The organism is Dyadobacter bucti, from assembly GCF_005869225.1.
Lineage (GTDB): Bacteria > Bacteroidota > Bacteroidia > Cytophagales > Spirosomataceae > Dyadobacter > Dyadobacter bucti.
This window is the reverse complement of the sequence record NZ_SWFP01000002.1, coordinates 888,841-908,776: the sequence shown is the minus strand read 5'-3', so window position 1 is coordinate 908,776 and position 19,936 is coordinate 888,841. Positions and strand designations below refer to the sequence as shown.

Genomic DNA, 19,936 nt, shown 5'->3' with positions numbered 1-19,936 from the left:
ATCCTATGGTTTCCGACGGAAAAGCTATATTGATACTAGGTTGTTTTGATACAAAAAATGAAGCTTTTGCTTATCTGAGGCAATGTATTCTGGCGCAGGGTGAGCAGGTTATTACCATCAATACCGGTGTGCTGGGCACCACAGCCGATTTTCCGGTGGATTTCGAATCGGGCGAGGTTGCACGGGAAGCAGGGCATTCGATAGCGGAGCTGCGGGACAAAAAGGACCGCGGATACGCGATGGATGTGATGGGAGCGGGCGCAGCCGGGATCGCCCGCAAGCTGGTCGAAAGCGGGCGTATCAAAGGCGCGATCGGGATGGGCGGCGGGGGCGGTACTTACATTACCCTTTCAGCCATGCAGGAAATTCCGTTCGGGATTCCCAAACTCTGTCTTTCCACGCTGGCTACCAAAGACCTTACGAGGCAAATCGGACACAAGGATATTACTTTGATGCCGTCTGTGGTGGATGTAGCGGGGCTGAACAGCATTTTGAAAGTGCTTGTAAAACAGGCAGCTGTCGCTATCTGTGCCATGGCTGGCGCGGCAGAACTTTCGGGGCTTTCACCCCGGGGAAATATCGCGATCAGTATGTTCGGTAACACCACGCCCTGCGTCGACCGATGCACGGAACTGCTTAAAAAGCAGGGCTATGAGGTACTGGCGTTTCATGCCAATGGTGTGGGCGGAAAAGCGATGGAAGCGCTGATCTTAGAGGGCTGCTTTGAAGCGGTACTCGATATTACAACTACCGAACTGGCTGATAACCTCTGCGAGGGAATTTGCAGCGCCGGCCCGGCCCGCGTGACGGCTGCAACCGAAAAAGGCATTCCGCAGATCGTGGTGCCGGGCTGTCTGGATATGGTCAATTTCGGGCATCTGGATACTGTTCCTGTGCGGTATAAGGACAGAAAATTATACAGCTGGGCTCCTGATGTTACTTTGATGCGGACCAATGTAGAGGAAAATGAAGTATTGGGCGAAGAGCTCATGCAAAAATTGACTCATGCCCAATCGCCGGTGACGGTCATGTTGCCCAATCAGGGCATTTCCCAGATTGACAAAGCGGGAGATATATTTTATGATCAGGAAAGCGACCTGGCTTTATTTGATTCTATCAAAAAATATGCGGGCGAAAACATAAAGGTCATCGATTGCGACCTGCATATCAATGATCCTGCGTTTGCAGAACTGCTGGTCGGGAACCTGCTGGCGATGCTGCGCCAAAACCCATAATTCCTTTATAAAATTAGAGGATAATCAATACGTCATTAACTTTGAAGTTTTCTTGCAAACCGGATCACATCGATTTCGGGCGGCAATTTTTAGTATTTACAAATTTTCAAAACTATGCCAAATCCGTGGACCGGTAAGGGTAATCCTTACACCAAAGAAGAAGTACGCGCGCGGCTCCGTACAACAGTGGATCAGAAAAAAGCCATCATTGCGGCCGGTGCCGGCACTGGTATCAGCGCCAAATTCATAGAAAAAGGCGGGGCAGACCTGATCATCATTTATAACTCAGGCAGGTTCAGGATGTCGGGCCACGGGTCCACGGCCGGGTTGATGGCTTACGGTGACGCCAATGCGGTAGCGATGGAGATCGGAGAGTTTGAAGTGCTGCCGGTGGTAGAAGAAATCCCGGTGATCTGCGGGGTGCATGGATCCGATCCCCGGCGCAGAATGTGGCACCATTTGCTGAAAGTGAAAGAAATGGGCTTTTCCGGAGTAAATAATTTCCCGACACATTCTATTGTGGACGGGCATTTCAGACAGGTACTGGAGGAAACGGGCATGGGTTTCGCCAAAGAGGTGGAAATGATCCGGCTGGCTTCAAAAATGGATCTGTTTTCCATCGTATATGTGGCCACGCCCGAGGAAGCTCGTCAGATGGCCGATGTGGGTGCGGATGCGATCATCGCCCACGTGGGTACCACCGTCGGCGGGTCGGTCGGTGTGGTGAATGCGTCTGTGAGCATGGACTACGCGATTGAAACAACACAAAAAATCATGGACGCGGGAAAGGCCGTGAACCCGGATATTTTCTTCCTGGCCCACGGCGGTCCGGTGAATACGCCGGACGATGTCCGTATTATTTTGGAAAAAACGGATGTTCACGGTTTTGTGGGGGCATCTTCTCTCGAACGTATGGGGGTAGAGGAATCGCTAACCAATCTGACACGGGATTTCAAATCGCTTACCCTGAGATAACGGTCATGAGAAAACGCAGGAGTAATTAGGGATAATAATATCCTTTACCTTGGAAGTTAATTTCTCCCGTCAGTTTTCATGAAAAAACGTTACCAGGTACTTTTTGCGCTTTCTCTTCTTTCCGTAATTACTTTTCTCGACCGTGTTGCCATCAGTGTTGCCAGTCCCAGGATCATGACAGACTTGGGTTTGAGCAAGGAGCAGCTTGGGTGGATACTCGGCATATTCGCCCTCGCTTATGGCGGCTTCGAAATCCCGACCGGGCTGATGGGCGACCGGCTTGGCGCAAAAAAAGTGCTGATCCGTGTCGTACTCTGGTGGTCCGCTTTCACCGTCTTGACCGGTTTCGCAACCGGTTTCGGTATGCTGCTCATTACCCGTTTTTTGTTCGGTATGGGCGAGGCAGGGGCATATCCCAATTCTTCAATTGTACTGGCCAAATGGTTTCCTGCCATCGAACGCGCGCGCGGGCAGGCCTGGATATGGTCGGCCAGCAGGGTAGGAGGCGCATTGACGCCTTTTCTCGTGATCCCGATCCAGACGCATTTTGGCTGGCGGGCCACTTTTCTGTTTTTGGGCGCGCTGGGTATCATCTGGGTGATATTCTGGAAATACTGGTTTCGGGAGGAGCCTTCCGAAATGAAAGGCATTTCCCAGAGTGAGCTTACCGATATTCTGATGCGCAGAAACCTGCCCGAAGGTCATCAGAAGTTTTCGTGGAGGATTTTCAGGGATACCAATTTACTCCTGCTCATGGCAATGTATTTCTGCTATGCGTCCGGTGCATTTTTCTTCCAGGGCTGGCTGCCGACGTACCTGCAGAAAGGGCGAGGGCTGAACGATCAGGATATGTCTTTTATAACCTCATTCTCATTTGTTTTGGGAGCAATAGGCTGCCTGTCGGGTGGTTACGTCTGTGATTTTCTGGTCAGGAAGATTGGTCCGAGATGGGGCCGCGCGCTGGTTGCGCTGACAGGCCTCGGGCTTTCCGGCATATTTATGCTGATTTCCGTTTTTGTTGCCGACAATGCTTTTGCTACGATTCTGCTGTCTGCAGGGCTGGGGCTGATGGATTTTACAATTCCGGCCTGCTGGTCAACGGCGATGGATATTGGCGGCAAAAACTCCGGGGCTATTACCGGTGCAATGAATACGGCCGGTCTGATGGGCAGCACCATTAATACCGTCGGGTTTGGTTATCTGGTCACTGCATTTGGCAACAACTATCATGCGCCTGTGATCCTTTTAGCGATACTGCTCATCTTCGGGGCAACGCTCTGGCTGAGGATCGATTCTACCAAGCGGATTGTTTTTTGACGGACAGGTTGGGCGGCTATTTCAATCACCTACCATACCTGTTTGATATCATATGCTCTTAAATGTTCATCTCTGGATATTATTGTCAGGTTGTTTGCCATTGCCTGTGCTATGATAATCCTGTCAAACGGATCGCGGTGAAAAAGAGGAAGTGAAGAAATGATCAGGGTATCTTCAAAGGAGATGGGAAGTATCTGAAATCCGTTTTCGAAGATTTTTTCGCGGATCTGATGAAATGGAACTTTTATTTCCAATCTCCCGATATTTATTTTAATAGCTATTTCCCAGAGGCTGGCAATACTGACATAGTTTGTGATCTTCCTTCTTTCGATTGATTTTCGGGCAATATCGGATAAGTTTTCATCGCCTTCGATAAACCAGATTAATGTGTGCGTATCAAGTAAATGGTTTATCTTCATTACATATACTCTTTGAAATCTTCAAGAGGGGCATCAAAGTCGGGAGCCATTTTGAACGTGCCTTTCCCGCTTCCAAATTTTGGTTTGGGCTTGTCATCCTTTTCATTGCCGACAGTCTTTTTGATCAACAAATCTACAAAGTCCACTACCTCAGCTTTCATATGCTCAGGCAATGTCTCAAGTTTCGAATATAGCAGCAAGTTGTTCATCTCCATGTCATTAAAAAATAAATCGTTTCTTTAAGTCATCAATATATAATAAACAGAACGACAAAGCAAAAAATTGCCGGGTTGGTTATTTTCGTGAAGTTACCTGTGCCTGGAACCATATATATCAATACTGCACCCGGTGTTTGTTTCACGATCTGGAAATAAATTCAGCTTGCGTTGATGGTATTTCAAACAGCCCTCCGGTTTGAGGTGGAAATCATACATTCTAACGGGTTGATTTGGACAATGCAGGTTTTTATCTTTGTCTAAAAAAATAATGAAACATCTCACTATAATAGTCCCCGACGGAGAGAACAACCTGAGCAGTATAGTCGGTGCGTATAAGATTTTTACAAGGGCTAATGCATACTGGAAAGAAACCGGGAGAAATGAGTTGTTTACAATCCAGCTCGCCGGAATTTCAAAAGAAGTGGAATTCTACGACGGCCTGTTCTCAGTGAAGCCGCACACCCATATCTCGGGCATTGTCAAAACCAACCTCATCATTATTCCTTCGCTGAACCACAATTACCAAAAGGCCGTCGAGGACAATGAGCTGCTGATCGGCTGGATTGCCAAACAATACAGAAACGGGGCTGAAATAGCGAGTATCTGTACCGGCGCGTTTATGCTGGCATCGTCGGGATTGCTGGATGGCAAAACCTGCTCTACGCACTGGGCTGTGGCAGATAATTTCCGGAACATGTTCCCGAAAGTGAATCTGCAGACCGATAAGCTGATCACGGATGAAAACGGGATCTACACTAATGGGGGGGCATATTCTTTCCTGAATCTGGTACTTTACCTGATTGAAAAGTATTACGACCGGCAGGCAGCGGTTTTTTGTTCCAAAGTTTTTCAGATTGAAATGGACAGGCATAGCCAGTCGGCATTTACAATATTCAAAGGCCAGAAGCTGCACGGGGACGAAATGGTCAGGGAAGCCCAGGCATATATTGAAAGCAAGCCGTACGAAAAAATATCAGTGGAACATCTGTCTTCCCGATTCTCGGTCGGCAGGAGAAATTTTGACAGGAGATTTATCAAAGCAACCGGAAACACGCCTGTTGAATATGCACAAAGAGTAAAAATTGAATCTGCCAAAAAAGCCTTCGAAACCAGTCGCAAAACAATCAATGAAGTGATGTATGAAGTGGGTTATTCGGATGTGAAAGCATTCCGGGAAGTATTCCGGAAAATTACCGGCATGTCGCCATTGGAGTACCGTGGGAAATACAACAAGGAGGCGCTGGCATAAATACTTACTTTGATTTCAGCTGCCATTTAGACAGTGGCTTCGGGGCAGGAATAGCCGGCGAGGTTGTGAAATAAGCGTTAAAGCTCTGTTCGGAATCCGCCGGGATGATCGTTTCAAAACCTATAAAACGCGTATCGGGGTTAGGGGCATCGTAGTCGTGGGGTGGGTCGGTGGGCCAGGTTTTGATTTCTATCTTAGCTTTTGTGTCAAAAACCAGCAGTATTTTTTTGCCGTTTTGAGATAGTTCCACGGTCTTACCATCCAAAATCCTTACCTCCGCCTGGGTTAGCAAATTCCATCGCATGGTCGCAGCTGTTCCCGATGTTTTTACTTCGTCGCGTATCACCACATATTTTTCATCCACAATGGCGATACCTCTTTTTACAGCGGTAACCTGCCCCTCGTACATTTCAGACAGATCAGTCACTGCGGCAAGCTGTGCGGGATCATCAGACCACGCGTCAATTTTGGAATAACCTTTTACATTGACCAGCTGGTTATTGAATGTTAAAGTGTTATGCGCCATATTGTTAAGTCGGAAAACGTTCCAACGCTGAGAATTCTGCGAACGGTTCCAGAGATCCACGCCTTTTGCTTCCAGTGAATTATAATTCTGCATACCAAAATCCATCGCCCATCTTTCGCCCACGGCATCCAGCACAAAGGAACCCGCATCCATGTGCGCGTGATTAACAGAAGGTGAACCTGCCTTTACGCCTACGAAAATAGCAGCCGGGTCGGTCCAGGAGGTCCGCATAAGCGCGACCGGCGAAGTGCCCTGGCCCATCCAGAATTTCTTAGCAGGTGGTTTGATCGCGTCCAAATCGGTATTGGCACCCCATATCAGCAAAGCGGGTAATATCCGGTTCCGGACCACCTCGTCGCCATGATTTTCGAGCAGCTTTTTTTGAGCCCAAAGCAAGGAAGGGGTCTTTGTTTTTTCCGCAAACCAGAACAGTGCCGGGTTCAAATCCTCCCGGAGACCGCTGTCACCCCAGTTATGTGCCAAACCGGTAGGACCGACGAGATTTGCGACAAAACCTCCGGTTTGCAGAAAACCCGGAGATTTCGATAAACCAAAATCTGAACCCAGCGCTTTTTCAAGGGCGCTGACAAAGAGTACATTGAAACTGGTTCCGTAATCCCAATAACCGAATCCCTCGGGGTAAGCGCCGTCGGGCTGATAGGCGGGCAGTGATTTCCAGATACTCGATACCGCCCTCAACATCATCTGGTTAGATAATTCCGGCTCGTCTTCTGCAATGGCCAGCGCGCCAAAGGAAATCCCGGCGTTGCAGACCTGGTTCCAGTTGTTTTCGGCGTTGAGAAAAGCATTGTATTTTTTGTCAAGAGAAGGCTCGATGCCTTTTCGGATAATTGCTTCACGGATAGTCTTTCTGCTGTCATGAGAGAGTTGGTCGAAAAGCCAGTCGTAACCTATGGCAACTGCCATGGTCATTTCGGCCACATCCAGAAAATGGGTAGGGTTCCAGTCTTCAAATGCGGCTACCGCCAGTAACTCCTTTTCAGCTCTGTTCAGATATTTCTTTTTTTGGGTAGTCCGGTACGCGTACGACAGCATAAAGACACGCCTGAGACATTCACGGGATTTGTCCAGCAAACGCCTGCCGATCTTGATCCTTTCCACAGGAGGCAAAACAATAATTTTATCACATTCCCCCAATATTTCCGAGTGGATACCTGCCCATTCTTTGTGTTTTTTCACTTGCGCCAATAGTGCCTGCTCTTCTCCTTTTAGCAAAAGTAAACGAGGATGTGCTTTCTGCGCCAGTTGTGCGGATGCTGAAAAAGCAACAAAGCACGCCAGCAGGATCAGGATATTTTTCATTTCAAGAAAATGGATTTGACATTAAAAGCACAGTCTCACAAAATCCTATTCATTGTTTAAGGTAAGCCTATGATGCAACTGGTGTATACTAGAAGTATATTTACGAAATATTTGATTTCATGTAGACTTTTTTCTATATCAGAACATTTTGCTAAATTTTGTGCACACATCCATAAAAATGAACTTCATCCCTGCATTTAGGCCCGCAAGTCTTTTCATTCTGCTCCTTTTTTCTTCCGCTGTATTCGGGCAGAACCAGTTCTTCAGAGCATTAACTACGAACCAAGGGCTTTCTCAAAATCATATCGGATCCATTTTGATGGATAAAAAAGGATTTATGTGGTTCGGCAGCGATGACGGGCTCAACCGATATGACGGTTACATTTTCAAACATTACAAACACGAGCAAACCGACCCTAACACCATAGACGACAGTTATATTCTGGACATTCTTGAAGACAGAGAGGGGAACTTGTGGGTAGGTACCGCAACCGGCCTGAACCGGTTTAATAGGGACGAGGATCGTTTCGAACGTTATTTTGACCAGTCTGCAAACCACAGTGTCAATGATATTTTTCAGGACAGCAAGGGCCGCATCTGGCTGGGGACCAACCACGGGTTGCTGCTGTTCGATCCAAAGAAGGGGTCTTGCAAAATATTTGTTCGTGCCGACCAAAAAAATAAACACAAGGCTCCCGCCAATATTTCCCGGGTAATTGAGGGTAAAGACGGTTTTTTGTGGGTAGGGACAGAATCTGGGCTGTACCGTTTTAACCCCGAAACTGCCAGATATGCCGGGTACTTCCGCGGCGACGGCCCGGGAAGCCTGAAATCGGACTGGATCAAGGCCTTGTATAAAGATTCAAAAGGACATATCTGGATTGGTACGCACGGGGGCGGCTTGTCGCTTTACCAGCCCGAAACTGATTCCTTCCGTACTTTTCAATACAATGCCGACGACAGCCAGAGCCTCGCGCACAATGATGTTTTGTCCATTGCCGAGAACCGCGACGGAAGGCTTTGGATCGGTACTGAAAACGGAGGGATCAGCATCTACAATCAGTCGACCGATGTGTTTTCGACCATACGGCAGGTAGAAGACGATTATACTTCCATCAACGACAATTCCATTTACTGTATTTACCGCGACCCGACGGATAATCTCTGGATCGGCACTTTTGCAGGCGGGGTGAATTTTCAGTCGCGCTTCGGGCGGAAGTTCAAGTCGTACCGCAAAACTGCGGGCAATGACAACAGCCTGAGCAATAACCTGGTACTTTCGATTTGCGGGGATAGCGACAGCAACAAGATATGGATCGGTACCGACGGTGGCGGATTGAATCTTTTTGACAGAAAAACCAAGAAGTTTACCCATTTCCGGCACGACAAGTCCAATGTCAACTCGCTGAGCAATGACTATGTGATCTCGGTCGTACAAATTTCCGACGATATCCTCGGGCTGGCCTATCACATGGGTGGTTTCGACCTTTTTAATGTCAAAACCGGGAAATTTGAACACCACAAGCCTGATCCCGACGACCCTTCGAGCCTGTCGGTAGCCGACGTGAACAATATTTTCAAAGACCGTGACGGAAATATCTGGCTGGGGACATGGAAAGGAGGACTGGATTTTTTTGACATAAAAACCCGCAAAATCACGCATTACCGCTATGATCCGATTGACAGCACGAGCATCAGCGGCGATGTCGTCACAAAAGTTTTCCAGGACGGCGCGGGGAGAATTTGGGTAGGGACTTTTAATGGCCTCAATCTTTTCGATCCGGTGAAAAAGCAATTTACACGGTATCAAAACCAGAGCAAGGATAAAAACTCGATTTCCAGTAACAAAATACAGACTATCCAGGAAGCTGATAACGGCGATTTATGGATCGGGACTTTGGGTGGTGGTTTGAATTATTTTGATAGGAAACGGCAGATTTTTATCACCTATACCGAGAAAGACGGGCTGGCCAGCAATGTGATCCACGCGATCGTCAAAGATAAAAAGGGTAATCTGTGGTTAAGTACTAACAATGGGGTTTCGCAGTTTAACCCCAAAAATAAGATTTTTCGGAATTTCGGGCTGAGAAACGGATTGCAAGGCAGTGAGTTTAAGAGTAATTCTTTTTACCAGACGGCAGATGGCGAGGTGTTTTTTGGCGGGGTACGGGGGTTCAGCACCTTTTATCCCGACAAACTTGTTGACAATTCCTACGTGCCGCCTGTATACATCACGGGCTTTCAGATTTTCAATAAGCCCGCCAAAATCGGAAAGGAAAATGCGCCTCTCTCCAAACATATTCTTGAAGCAAAAGAAATCCATCTGAGTTATTACCAGTCCGTTATCTCTTTTGAGTTCGCTGCGCTGAACTACACCATGCCTGAAAAGAACCAGTATGCTTATCAGCTCAAAGGTTTTGACGAAGACTGGATTTACAGCAACACCAATCGCAAGGCTACCTACACCAATCTGGATCCCGGCGACTATGTGTTTCAGGTGAAAGGCGCCAACAACGATGGCCGGTGGAATGAAGCAGGTACCAGCCTGATCATCCATATTTCACCTCCGTTCTGGCAGACCTTCTGGTTCAGGGCGCTGGGTACATTGCTGGTGCTGGGTTTGATATACAGCCTTTACAGGCTGCGCATCAAGGTGATCGGCGAGCAGAAAAGATTGCTGGTCAGGCAGGTACGGGAGCGTACCGAGGAGATCATCCGCCAAAAACAGGAGCTTCAGAACCTGAATGAAAAGCTGCATATCCAGAACGAACAGGAGCAACTGGCCAGGGAGGAAGCGGAAAAAGCAAATATGGCCAAAAGCGTTTTTCTGGCTACCATGAGCCACGAAATCCGGACACCGATGAACGGGGTGATCGGGATGGCGATGCTGCTTTCACAAACGGAAATGACCGGGGAGCAAAAAGAGTACACGGAAACGATCATCAATAGTGGCGACAGCCTGCTGGCGGTGATCAACGATATTCTTGATTTCTCGAAAATAGAGTCGGGGAACATCGATCTGGAAATGATCAGTTTCGACCTCAGAGATTGTATTGAAGCTGTTCTGGACCTTTTTTCCTCCAAGGCCGCTGCGATCGGCCTCGATCTGGTATATGAAATAGAACCTATGGTGCCGAACCAGATCATCGGGGACAGCCAGCGGTTGAGGCAGATACTGATCAACCTCGTAGGCAACGCGATCAAGTTCACACATCAGGGGGAGATTTTTATCAATGTACATTTTTCAAAGGCGATAGATGCAGAACACATCGAGCTGCGTTTTGCGATCCGCGACACGGGCATCGGTATCCCGGCCGACAAGCTCGACAGGCTTTTTGTGGCCTTTTCTCAGGTGGATTCCTCTCATACAAGGAAATACGGAGGCTCCGGGCTTGGCCTGGTGATCAGTCAGCGACTGGTGATGCTTATGGGCGGGGAAATTGGTGTGGAAAGCAAAGTGGGCGAGGGGACCTGTTTCAGGTTTACAATTGTGGCCGGGCTCAGTAACCAGCCTACGCGTCAATATGTGCATTTCAATACCGTAGGAAATGAAGGGAAATCGGTGCTGATTGTGGATGACAATGAAACCAATCTGCATATTTTACAGGTGCAGATGGAGCAGTGGAAACTGGTCCCGACGCTGGCGTCCTCGGCAAAACAGGCACTTCAGATCCTGGAAGGGCGTTCCAGTTTTGATCTTGTCATTACAGATCAGCACATGCCGGGAATGGACGGCATCGGCCTGGCTTCCGTTGTGAAAAGAAAATATCCGTCGCTGCCCATATTCCTTCTGAGCTCAGTCGGCGATGATACGGGGCGAAATCAAAAAGAATTGTTTTCAGCTGTTTTAACCAAGCCGGTACGATACAACCAGCTTGGCAAACTTATCCAGATGGAACTGAAACAGGTACGTGAAACGGATGACACCGTCCGCGAACCAGCATCGTCGAATCTTTCTGTTGCGTTTTCTGCAAGCAACCCACTTCACATTCTGATGGCCGAGGACAATCAGATCAACGAGAAGCTTTTTATCAATATTCTCAAAAAACTCGGCTACAGTCCCGTTGTGACCAGGAACGGTCTCGAAGCAGTCGAAGCTGCCATTGAAGACAATTTCGACGTGGTTTTTATGGATGTACAAATGCCTGAGCTGGACGGTCTGGAAGCTACGCGCCGGATCCGTGCGCAAGAAATGGAGCAGCCTTTTATTGTGGCCATGACGGCCAATGCCATGAAGGAAGATCAAGAAGAATGCATCAGGGCCGGCATGGACTACTACATATCCAAACCGCTCAGACTGGAAGAAATCAAAATTTCACTTGAAAAAGCCTATGTCAACAAGAAGGGCCTGACCGAACAACAGACTGGGCAATGAACTGACGATTGTTTTTTACAGTAGTAATTTGCTGTGTTATATTTATGTTATATTTGGTTTTTTATGACATGGATTCTTATCAGCAAAGTAGCGATTTTGAATTGGCTGCACTGGTAGCGCAAGACGATGATCAGGCATTTGCCGAAATCTATCAACGCTACAAAGGTGTGCTCTTTCTGCATGCCTACCGCATGCTGGGCGACCAGGAAGAGGCCAAGGATATTTTACAGGAACTGTTCACGGCACTCTGGGTCAACCGAAAGTCCGTAAAGCTGACCACGTCGTTTTCTTCCTATTTGTATAAAGCTGTCAGAAACAGGATCTTAGATGTGATCGCGCACCGGAAAGTGGAGCAGAAATATATCAACTCCCTGGCCGATTTTATTGAGAACGGTGAATGTGTGACCGATCAACAGGTGAGGGAAAAAGAACTGACGGTGCTGATTGAAAAAGAGGTTTCCCTCCTGCCGCCCAAAATGAGAGCGGTTTTTGAACTCAGCAGAAATACAGACCTTTCGTACAAAGAAATCGCAGAAGAACTTCACATCTCTGACAAAACCGTCAAAAAACAAGTCAGCAACGCCCTGACCATTCTCCGTCAGAAACTCGATATCGCGTTCACACTGGCTTTTATTCTGAAAAACTTATAAAAAGAAAAATTTTCTTGGGTCGTCTACTACTTCTGTGGTACTAAGCCGTCTTATATACATCAATCAGCGAATATGTATGATGAGGGATCAACAGGCTAAAGAACTTTTAAAAAAATATAAGGACGGCACACTTACCGAAGACGAAATGGCGCTCCTGGAAAGCTGGTATCTCAGTCAGGGCAGATCAGGGGATAATACCCTGGACTCAGATGAACTGGAAAAGCAGCTGGACGTCGTTTGGGCGGCACTGCCAGTGAACCGGCCCGCGGTACAGGGCAAAACCAGACCCCTGCTGGTGTGGATCGCAGCAGCGGCCTGTATTGTGATAGCCAGCACGCTGGCAGTAAATGTATTTTACAAAAAACCGGTGGCGCCGCAGGTGCCTGATACGGCGATGGCCGTGGATGCTCTGCCGGGAGAAAGCCGGGCGAAACTTACACTGGCCAACGGGCAGAGTATTATGCTGCATGAGGCCGGTAACGGAAAACTGGCACAGGAAGGTCAATTTGCGGTGATCAAGACGAAGCAGGGAGAGCTTGTGTATCAATTCGAAAAACAGGGCGCAGCAGAAAACATGGGCTATAATACCATCACGACGCCGAAAGCCGGTCAGTATCAGGTAAAACTGCCAGACGGTACCCGGGTGTGGCTCAATGCAGCATCTTCTATCCGTTTTCCTACTGTATTTCAGGCGAAAGAGCGGGTGGTGGAGATTGTGGGTGAGGCTTATTTTGAGGTAGTGAAAGTTTCAAAAAAGGACAAAAAAGTACCTTTCAAAGTGAAAGCGGGTAATCAGCTGGTGGAGGTACTGGGTACCAGGTTCAATGTGAACAGCTATGCTGACGAAAGCACTATCAAAACGACTTTACTGGAAGGCAGCATCAAGCTGGAGGCGAAAGGAAATGACCGGGGCGTATTACTGAAACCTGGCCAGCAGGCGGAATTTGCGGAAGGTTCAGAAAAAAAATCGAAAGGTGTTTTTGATATAAAAAATGTTGATACCGAGCATGTTATAGCATGGAAAGAAGGATATTTCCGGTTTGACAACATCGGTTTGCCCGAACTGATGCGGCAGCTTTCACGCTGGTATGACATGGAAGTGGTTTATGAAGGTAAGTCTAAGGAGTATGAGTTTGTAGGGCAGATCGAGCGTAATACCAGGTTATCAAAAGTACTGCAGATACTCGAACTCGGCGACGTGCATTTCCGGATTGAAAACAAAAAAATAATAGTGACCGATTGATACCCGATGCTAATTCTAAACCTGCGACTATGAGAAAATAAAGACGAAAGAAACCACGATACGGTTCCCGGATCATAAAAAAACCGTTTCAGATCTGACCTGAAACGGCTGAAGATCGGGATAGCCTCCTGTCCGCAAAAAGCGGAACGGGAAAGAACTGCCTTTCTTAACGGAAAAAAACATTCTTACCATCCAAACCCGAACAAAAGTATGCAAATTATTTTACACAGGAAAGAAGCGTATATAACCCAGCGTTATTTCTTTAAATTGATTTTGATAATGAAACTGATGGCTTTTTTGATAGCGATCGCATGTGTTCATGTATCAGCCGAAAGCGTCTCTCAGAAAATAATCCTTTCTGTTAAAGACGCTCCGCTTTCCAATGTATTTGCCCGGATCGAAAAACAAAGCGGTTACAAGTTTTTTTACGACAATAAAATTGTAAAAAATGCCTCGAAAGTGACGCTGAACGTGCAGAGCGGCTCTGTTAAAGAAGCTATGGACGAGGTATTGAAAGGCCAGCCGCTCACTTACAGCATCGTGGATAAAACGATCGTGATCAAGAAAAGGAGCGAGAAGGTACCTGGCCCGCAATCGGAACTGATACAGGAAATGTCGGAGCCCAAAGAAAATACGTATGCAGGGACGCAGGAGGAAGTTGAAAAGCGTATGAAAGGTGTGCTGGTCGAGAAGCTCAACAGGGCTGAACAAAAGGATATTACCGTACGGGGCACGGTGGTCAATAATCTTGGGGAGGGGCTCCCGGGGGTGAGTATTCTGCTGAAAGGCACGCAGCTGGGAACAGCCACGGACGTCAATGGTAAATTTCAGCTGGACGTACCCGATCAATATGCCCGGCTGGTGTTCAGCTACGTGGGTTATATCGGCCAGGAAGTCATTGTGGGTTCGCTTACTGTATTGGATATTAAACTTATAGAAGACGACAAGGCATTGGAAGAGGTTGTGGTGGTTGGTTATGGAACACAGAAAAAAACCTCCGTCACCGGCGCCATCACCACCATGAAATCCGATGATGTCAAGAATAACCCGGTACCCAACCTGTCGAGTGCGCTGGCGGGAAGACTGAGCGGGGTGTATGTCAACCAGGCCTCCGGAGCGCCGGGGTATGCGCCCGCGATCAGGATACGTTCCGTCAATACCTGGAAAGACACCGGTAACGATCCGCTCTATGTCATAGACGGGGTGATCACGGACAAACGAATGTTTGATGCACTGGACTACTCCGAGGTGGACAATGTAACCGTCCTTAAAGACGCGGCATCCGGTGCGATTTACGGGGCGCGGGCAGCCAATGGGGTCGTTTTGATCACTACCAAAAAAGGAGCTTCCGGCAAGTTTCAGCTGAATTACAACTATTCTTACAGCTTCGACAATCCGTCCAAGATCCCGGATTATGTGGGGGCCAAGGATATGGTGCGGCTCAACAATTATGCGCGGACAAACCGGGGAATTGCACCGATGTACGACGAAGAGGAAGTGGCTTATTTCAATGATCACGACCCAGCAAAAGCTTGGTATACACTTGCTTACAAAAATCCGGTCCTGCAAAGACATTCCCTTTCTGCCTCGGGAGGGACCGATGCCGTGAAATATTTCATTGGTGGTTCCTATTTTGACCAGACAGCCTTTATTAAAAATGCAGATTTCAAAAAATATAATTTCCGCTCTAATATTGACGTAAATATTACAAAAAACCTCACCGGCGTTTTCAACGTCTCTTACAATCAGGGAACAAAAAAGCGGTTTGCCATGCAGGAAGACCTTTCCGGCGATGACGGTTTCGACATAAATCCTGCTTTCGGGAACCTCTGGGGAAGGCTGCTTTATTACCTGCCAAACGTCCCGCCTAAAACTTCTGATGGAAAATTCATTAACCCGGGCTGGATCGGTAACCCGCTCGCATTTGTGGAAGAAGGTGGCAGCAACACCCGCATCGAACGCAATATCCAGATGATCCTCGGCCTGACCTACAAGCTTCCTTTCCTGCCGGGATTGTCGGTTTCAGGTAAATTCAGCCCGAATTATGAAGCCACAACCATGAAGTTGCACGAGCTGAAAACCACTTTGTACGATGTTGTCAGAAAAGGTACCAGCGGATTCATTTATACGGACGAAATTATCGGCAGCATCAAATCGGCGTATCCCAACAAAGAACGCCTCGCCAAAATCCAGGAGGCAACCAGCAATTACCAGCTGAACTTCAGTGCGAATTATGCCCGGCAGTTTGGTAAACACAATGTGGACGCGGTGCTGATTTACGAACAAAGTGAAGGCAAATACGATTATTTCTACGGCGTGCGTGAAGGTTTTCCTTTGGTACAAAACGACCAGTTCTGGGCAACATCCTCTTCACGGACAGACTCTTATGTGAATGGCAAGGAAAGGGAGTTTGGCCGGGCTTCCTACATTGGCCGGGTTTTGTACAGCTACGATGACAAATATTTTATCAATGCAACGGCCCGTCGAGACGGTTCGATGCTTTTCGGGCCTGACTATCGCTGGGGGGTATTTCCTTCGGTGTCGGGAGGATGGGTATTATCAAAAGAGAATTTTTTCAATATTAAAAAGATCGATTTCCTGAAACTGCGCGGTTCCTTTGGTCTTGCGGGTAATGATGCCGTCGGTGGCTGGAAATGGGCCGAATCCTATTCTGTAAATGGTGATTACTTGTTCGGAAATACACCTCAGCCGCGTGTGCGTTACAATGGTATCGTGAATGAAAAATTAACCTGGGAAAAAACAAGCGAGCTTAATTTGGGGCTGGACGCGCAATTTTTAGGCGGGTTCCTGTTCTCGGCGGAGTATTTCAAAAGACATAATTATGACATTCTCGATTCCCGGATTGCATCCCTGCCGGTGTCATTCGGAGGCAGCATGCCGCCAGAAAACTACGGGATTGTCAATGCACAGGGTTACGAGTTCGAGTTGGGATACAATGGCAATGCCGGCGATGTTTCCTATGGTATCAAAGGTAACTTCTCCTATGCCGCCAATAAAGTAAAACTGCGTGATGTGGCCCAGAACGTTCAGGATGTGGATAATCCGAACGGTCGTCCTACCGATTATATCAAAATGCTGGTTGCCACGGATATCATCCGCACCAACGAACAACTGGCTGCTTTGCCTGCGGGGTATACCATTTACGGACGTCCGGCCGCATTGGGAGCGATTAACTTTCAGGATGTCAATGGTCAGAATGGCGCACCCGACGGCAAGATCGATGATTACGACCGCCAGGTACTGAAAGGCAAACATTCGCTGAACCCATATACATTCGGATTGAACTTGCGGGCGAGCTGGAAAGGTATAGGCGTGGATGTGTTCGTTCAGGGCGTTACCGGCGGCTCCAAATTGTACGACGACGGATATGGCAGACGCTTTTTCGACGGAGCACGCCCGCCATCGTTCTGGCTGGATTCATGGTCTCCCGAAAACGTAAATGCGGAATACCCGCAGCCGGTGACCTGGGATTACACCAACGATCACCTTGCTTCTACGTTCTGGTTGAAAAACGGAAGCTTTTTGCGCTTTCAAAATGTAAATCTGAATTACATGGTACCCAAAAGCATCGTAAAGAAGGTTTCTATGTCGGCGATTAACTTTTTCGTGTCGGGAACCAACCTGTTTACACTCTCGAAATACAAATACCACGATCCGAGTGTGGCAGGTATGAATGCATACCCGACCATGAAAACCTTCACCATGGGCGCAAACATCACGTTTTAATCAATTTGTCATTTTTCCCTAATGCATAACAACATGAAATCAGTATATATATTCTTGTCAAATCTGTTGTTCTTTCTGCTCTTCGCAGGATGTGACCCGCTCGACAAGTCGAATCTGGAAGCACTTGGAAGCGAGGACGTTCTCACCAATCCAAAGGTAGCGGAGGCTTATGTGAACGACATGTACGCTAATTTTATGCCGAGCAATTTTACCGTAGGCCGCCGCACCGACGAAACCATGGTTGTAAACAGCGAGTACGCCGAGGCGCTCAGCGAATATCTGAATGGTACGCTTACCGCAGATTCATACAACGATATCGGCAATACCGACAGTCCTCCCTACGATCATATCAGGAAGATCAACATTTTCCTGGCCCTGGTCGACAAAGCTACTTTTGCCGATGATATCAAAGCCTCGCTGAAAGGCCAGGCGTATTTCTGGCGGGCATGGGCTTATTTCCGGTTGGTGAAGGCCTACGGAGGTGTTGAACTGATATTAAAACCCGAAGCCCCCGGAGACGATGCCGCGATTTTTGTGCCAAGAAGCAAAACTTCGGAATGTATTGCGCAGATTGTGAAGGATCTGGACGAAGCCATTTCCCTGGTGGAGCCGCTTTCCACAGTTGGCCGGATCGATAAATGTGTGGCCATGTCTTTCAAAGGCCGCGTGCTTTTGTACTGGGCGAGCCCACAGTTCAACCGAGCCAATGATATCGCACGCTGGACAACGGCTTACAATGCAAACAAAGAAGCACTGGCATTTCTGGATTCGCAGGGTAAAGGTTTGTATGCCAATTACAAGGACCTCTGGACAGACGAAATGAACAAGGAAGTGATTATGGTCAAGAGATTCCAGTACCCAGGTTTTGCCAATGGTTACTCCCAGGCTTGTATGCGTCCGCTGCTGTATGCGCGGGGTTGTGTAGGCGGGAATATCCCTTCTCTCGAACTGGTTAATGCCTATCCGATGAAAGACGGGTCGAAATATGATCCTGCCAAAATGGATTACAAGACATTGTTTAAAGACCGGGATAAACGTTTTTATGCATCCATCGCCTACAACGGCGCCGAGCCTTTCCTGGCCGAAATGTTTGGTAAAGAAAATATGTGGACTTACTACTATGATTCGGACGGAAACCCGGCGACGGGCATCAATGGCAAGGAAGCAAGAGCCGACAATAGCGAAAACCTCTATTCGCATTCAGGTTTTTATCCTGCCAAAATGCTCGACAGGAACATTACCCGCACCACCGTTGAAGACGGACAGGTGGACTGGATCGAGATCCGTTATGCCGAAGTCCTCATGAATATGGCCGAGGCAGCCAATGAAATCAATAAGACTGCCGAGGCATTGGCGGCAATGTTCAAAATCCGCGAGCGGGCGGGCATTGAGCCGGGTGCAAAAGCAAACTATGGCATCACGGCCACGACCATTGCGGATGTAAGAAAAGCTATGATGGACGAGCGTTTGGTAGAATTTGCATTCGAAGGACAGCGTTTCTGGGATTTGCGGAGATGGCGGATCTATGCTTCGACTTTCAACAGCTTCAAGGACAAATATTTCCACGGATTAAGATTCGAATGGAATGGTACTGCAGCCAACCGGCCCAAGGGTTTGGAAGACATCAACGCCATCGCGAACCAGTTCACCATTTCGGAAGTGCGTGACTACCGGCCGATCGTAATGCTGGAGGAAGACAAATATTCGTTCTTCGGCATTCCTAAATCAGTTCTGGATCGTAACAGTAAAATCGAGCAGAATAAAGGCTGGGGCGGGACATTTGATCCTTTGGAGTAGCCTTCTTTGGCCGCCCGGCATGCCGCAGCGATAATCCCGAAGGGATGAAATTTTTATAGAAACGAAAAGAAAAACCGAAATCAAAACCCCGGAGGGGTGGCATTAGCATTCATAATATCACCCCTGCCGGGGTTCAATCGGATGGTTAATATTTATTTCTATAAAAATATCAGCCCGTTGGGCTTTGCTGAGGTCGGAGCGACGGGACGGGGTCGCCATCGAAAATTTTGTTTTGACGCCGTAGCAACAATCCCGAAGCGATGTAATAATTATAGAAACTATAAAAATATCAGCTCTTTGGGCTTTGCTGCGGTCGGAGCGAAGGCACAGGGTCGCCATCGGAATTCTGTCTAGATGCCGCAGCGACAATCCCGAAGGGATGAAATTTTTATAGAAACGAAAAGAAAACCGAAATCAAAACCCCGGAGGGGTGGCATTAGCATTCATAATATCACCCCTGCCGGGGTTCAATCGGATGGTTAATATTTATTTCTATAAAAATGTCAGCCCGTTGGGCTTTGCTGAGGTCGGAGCGAGGCACAGGGTCGCCATCGGAATTCTGTATAGATGCCACAGCGACAATCCCGAAGGGATGAAATTTTTATAGAAACGAACAGAAAAACCGAAATCAAAACCCCGGAGGGGTGACATTAAAGATCCGGAATAATATCACCCCTGCCGGGGTTCAATCGGATGGTTAATATTTATTTTTATAAAAATGTCAGCCCGTTGGGCTTTGCTGAGGTCGGAGCGACGGGACGGGGTCGCCATCGAAAATTTTGTTTTGATGCCGTAGCGAAAATCCCCGGAGGTGTGACATTAAAGATCCGGAATAATATCACCCCTGCCGGGGTTCAATCGG

General features: G+C 47.8%; 12 protein-coding genes. 9 read left to right on the top strand and 3 right to left on the bottom strand.

Annotated elements, in window-relative coordinates; genetic code table 11:
* Nucleotides 1-5: 5 nt before the first annotated feature.
* From FBF61_RS08680 to FBF61_RS08670, 3 genes are all read left to right on the top strand, one after another.
* On the top strand, nt 6-1,235 hold the full coding sequence (locus tag FBF61_RS08680) for a Tm-1-like ATP-binding domain-containing protein (RefSeq protein WP_138476802.1): 1,230 nt from the start codon (nt 6-8) through the stop codon (nt 1,233-1,235).
* Nucleotides 1,236-1,349: 114 nt separating this feature from the next.
* Nucleotides 1,350-2,210 (top strand): phosphoenolpyruvate hydrolase family protein, encoded by an 861-nt coding sequence (locus FBF61_RS08675; protein WP_138476801.1) that lies wholly within the window; start codon nt 1,350-1,352, stop codon nt 2,208-2,210.
* Nucleotides 2,211-2,288: 78 nt separating this feature from the next.
* On the top strand, nt 2,289-3,527 hold the full coding sequence (locus FBF61_RS08670) for an MFS transporter (protein WP_138476800.1): 1,239 nt from the start codon (nt 2,289-2,291) through the stop codon (nt 3,525-3,527).
* A 29-nt stretch (nt 3,528-3,556) separates the two neighbouring features.
* Here FBF61_RS08670 and FBF61_RS08665 read toward each other — a convergent pair whose 3' ends face one another.
* Both FBF61_RS08665 and vapB read right to left on the bottom strand, forming a co-directional pair.
* Entirely contained in the window at nt 3,557-3,946 is a 390-nt protein-coding gene (locus FBF61_RS08665) for a type II toxin-antitoxin system VapC family toxin (protein ID WP_205748245.1), read from the bottom strand.
* On the bottom strand, nt 3,946-4,161 hold the full coding sequence (vapB, locus tag FBF61_RS08660) for a type II toxin-antitoxin system VapB family antitoxin (RefSeq protein ID WP_229214967.1): 216 nt from the start codon (nt 4,159-4,161) through the stop codon (nt 3,946-3,948). The genes FBF61_RS08665 and vapB overlap by 1 nt, the downstream gene beginning before the upstream one ends.
* Before the next feature lie 271 nt (nt 4,162-4,432).
* Between vapB and FBF61_RS08655 the strand changes: the two genes are divergently transcribed.
* Entirely contained in the window at nt 4,433-5,413 is a 981-nt protein-coding gene (locus FBF61_RS08655; protein ID WP_138476798.1) for a GlxA family transcriptional regulator, read from the top strand.
* Nucleotides 5,414-5,417: 4 nt separating this feature from the next.
* Here FBF61_RS08655 and FBF61_RS08650 read toward each other — a convergent pair whose 3' ends face one another.
* Nucleotides 5,418-7,262, bottom strand: coding sequence for a heparinase II/III domain-containing protein (locus tag FBF61_RS08650; RefSeq protein WP_138476797.1), 1,845 nt, complete (start codon nt 7,260-7,262; stop codon nt 5,418-5,420).
* A 178-nt stretch (nt 7,263-7,440) separates the two neighbouring features.
* Between FBF61_RS08650 and FBF61_RS08645 the strand changes: the two genes are divergently transcribed.
* From FBF61_RS08645 to FBF61_RS08625, 5 genes are all read left to right on the top strand, one after another.
* Nucleotides 7,441-11,637, top strand: a complete 4,197-nt coding sequence (locus tag FBF61_RS08645; protein ID WP_138476796.1) for a hybrid sensor histidine kinase/response regulator — start codon at nt 7,441-7,443, stop codon at nt 11,635-11,637.
* 44 nt (nt 11,638-11,681) lie between these two features.
* Nucleotides 11,682-12,287, top strand: coding sequence for an RNA polymerase sigma factor (locus FBF61_RS08640; protein ID WP_229214966.1), 606 nt, complete (start codon nt 11,682-11,684; stop codon nt 12,285-12,287).
* Between the two features lie 76 nt (nt 12,288-12,363).
* Nucleotides 12,364-13,530: a FecR family protein gene (locus FBF61_RS08635; RefSeq protein WP_138476795.1), complete on the top strand. Its 1,167-nt coding sequence runs from the start codon at nt 12,364-12,366 to the stop codon at nt 13,528-13,530.
* 210 nt (nt 13,531-13,740) lie between these two features.
* The gene (locus FBF61_RS08630; RefSeq protein ID WP_138476794.1) at nt 13,741-17,277 is read left to right on the top strand and encodes a TonB-dependent receptor; all 3,537 of its coding nucleotides are present in this window, start codon (nt 13,741-13,743) and stop codon (nt 17,275-17,277) included.
* Nucleotides 17,278-17,310: 33 nt separating this feature from the next.
* Nucleotides 17,311-19,074, top strand: a complete 1,764-nt coding sequence (locus FBF61_RS08625; RefSeq protein WP_166444471.1) for a RagB/SusD family nutrient uptake outer membrane protein — start codon at nt 17,311-17,313, stop codon at nt 19,072-19,074.
* The last annotated feature ends 862 nt before the right edge of the window (nt 19,075-19,936 follow it).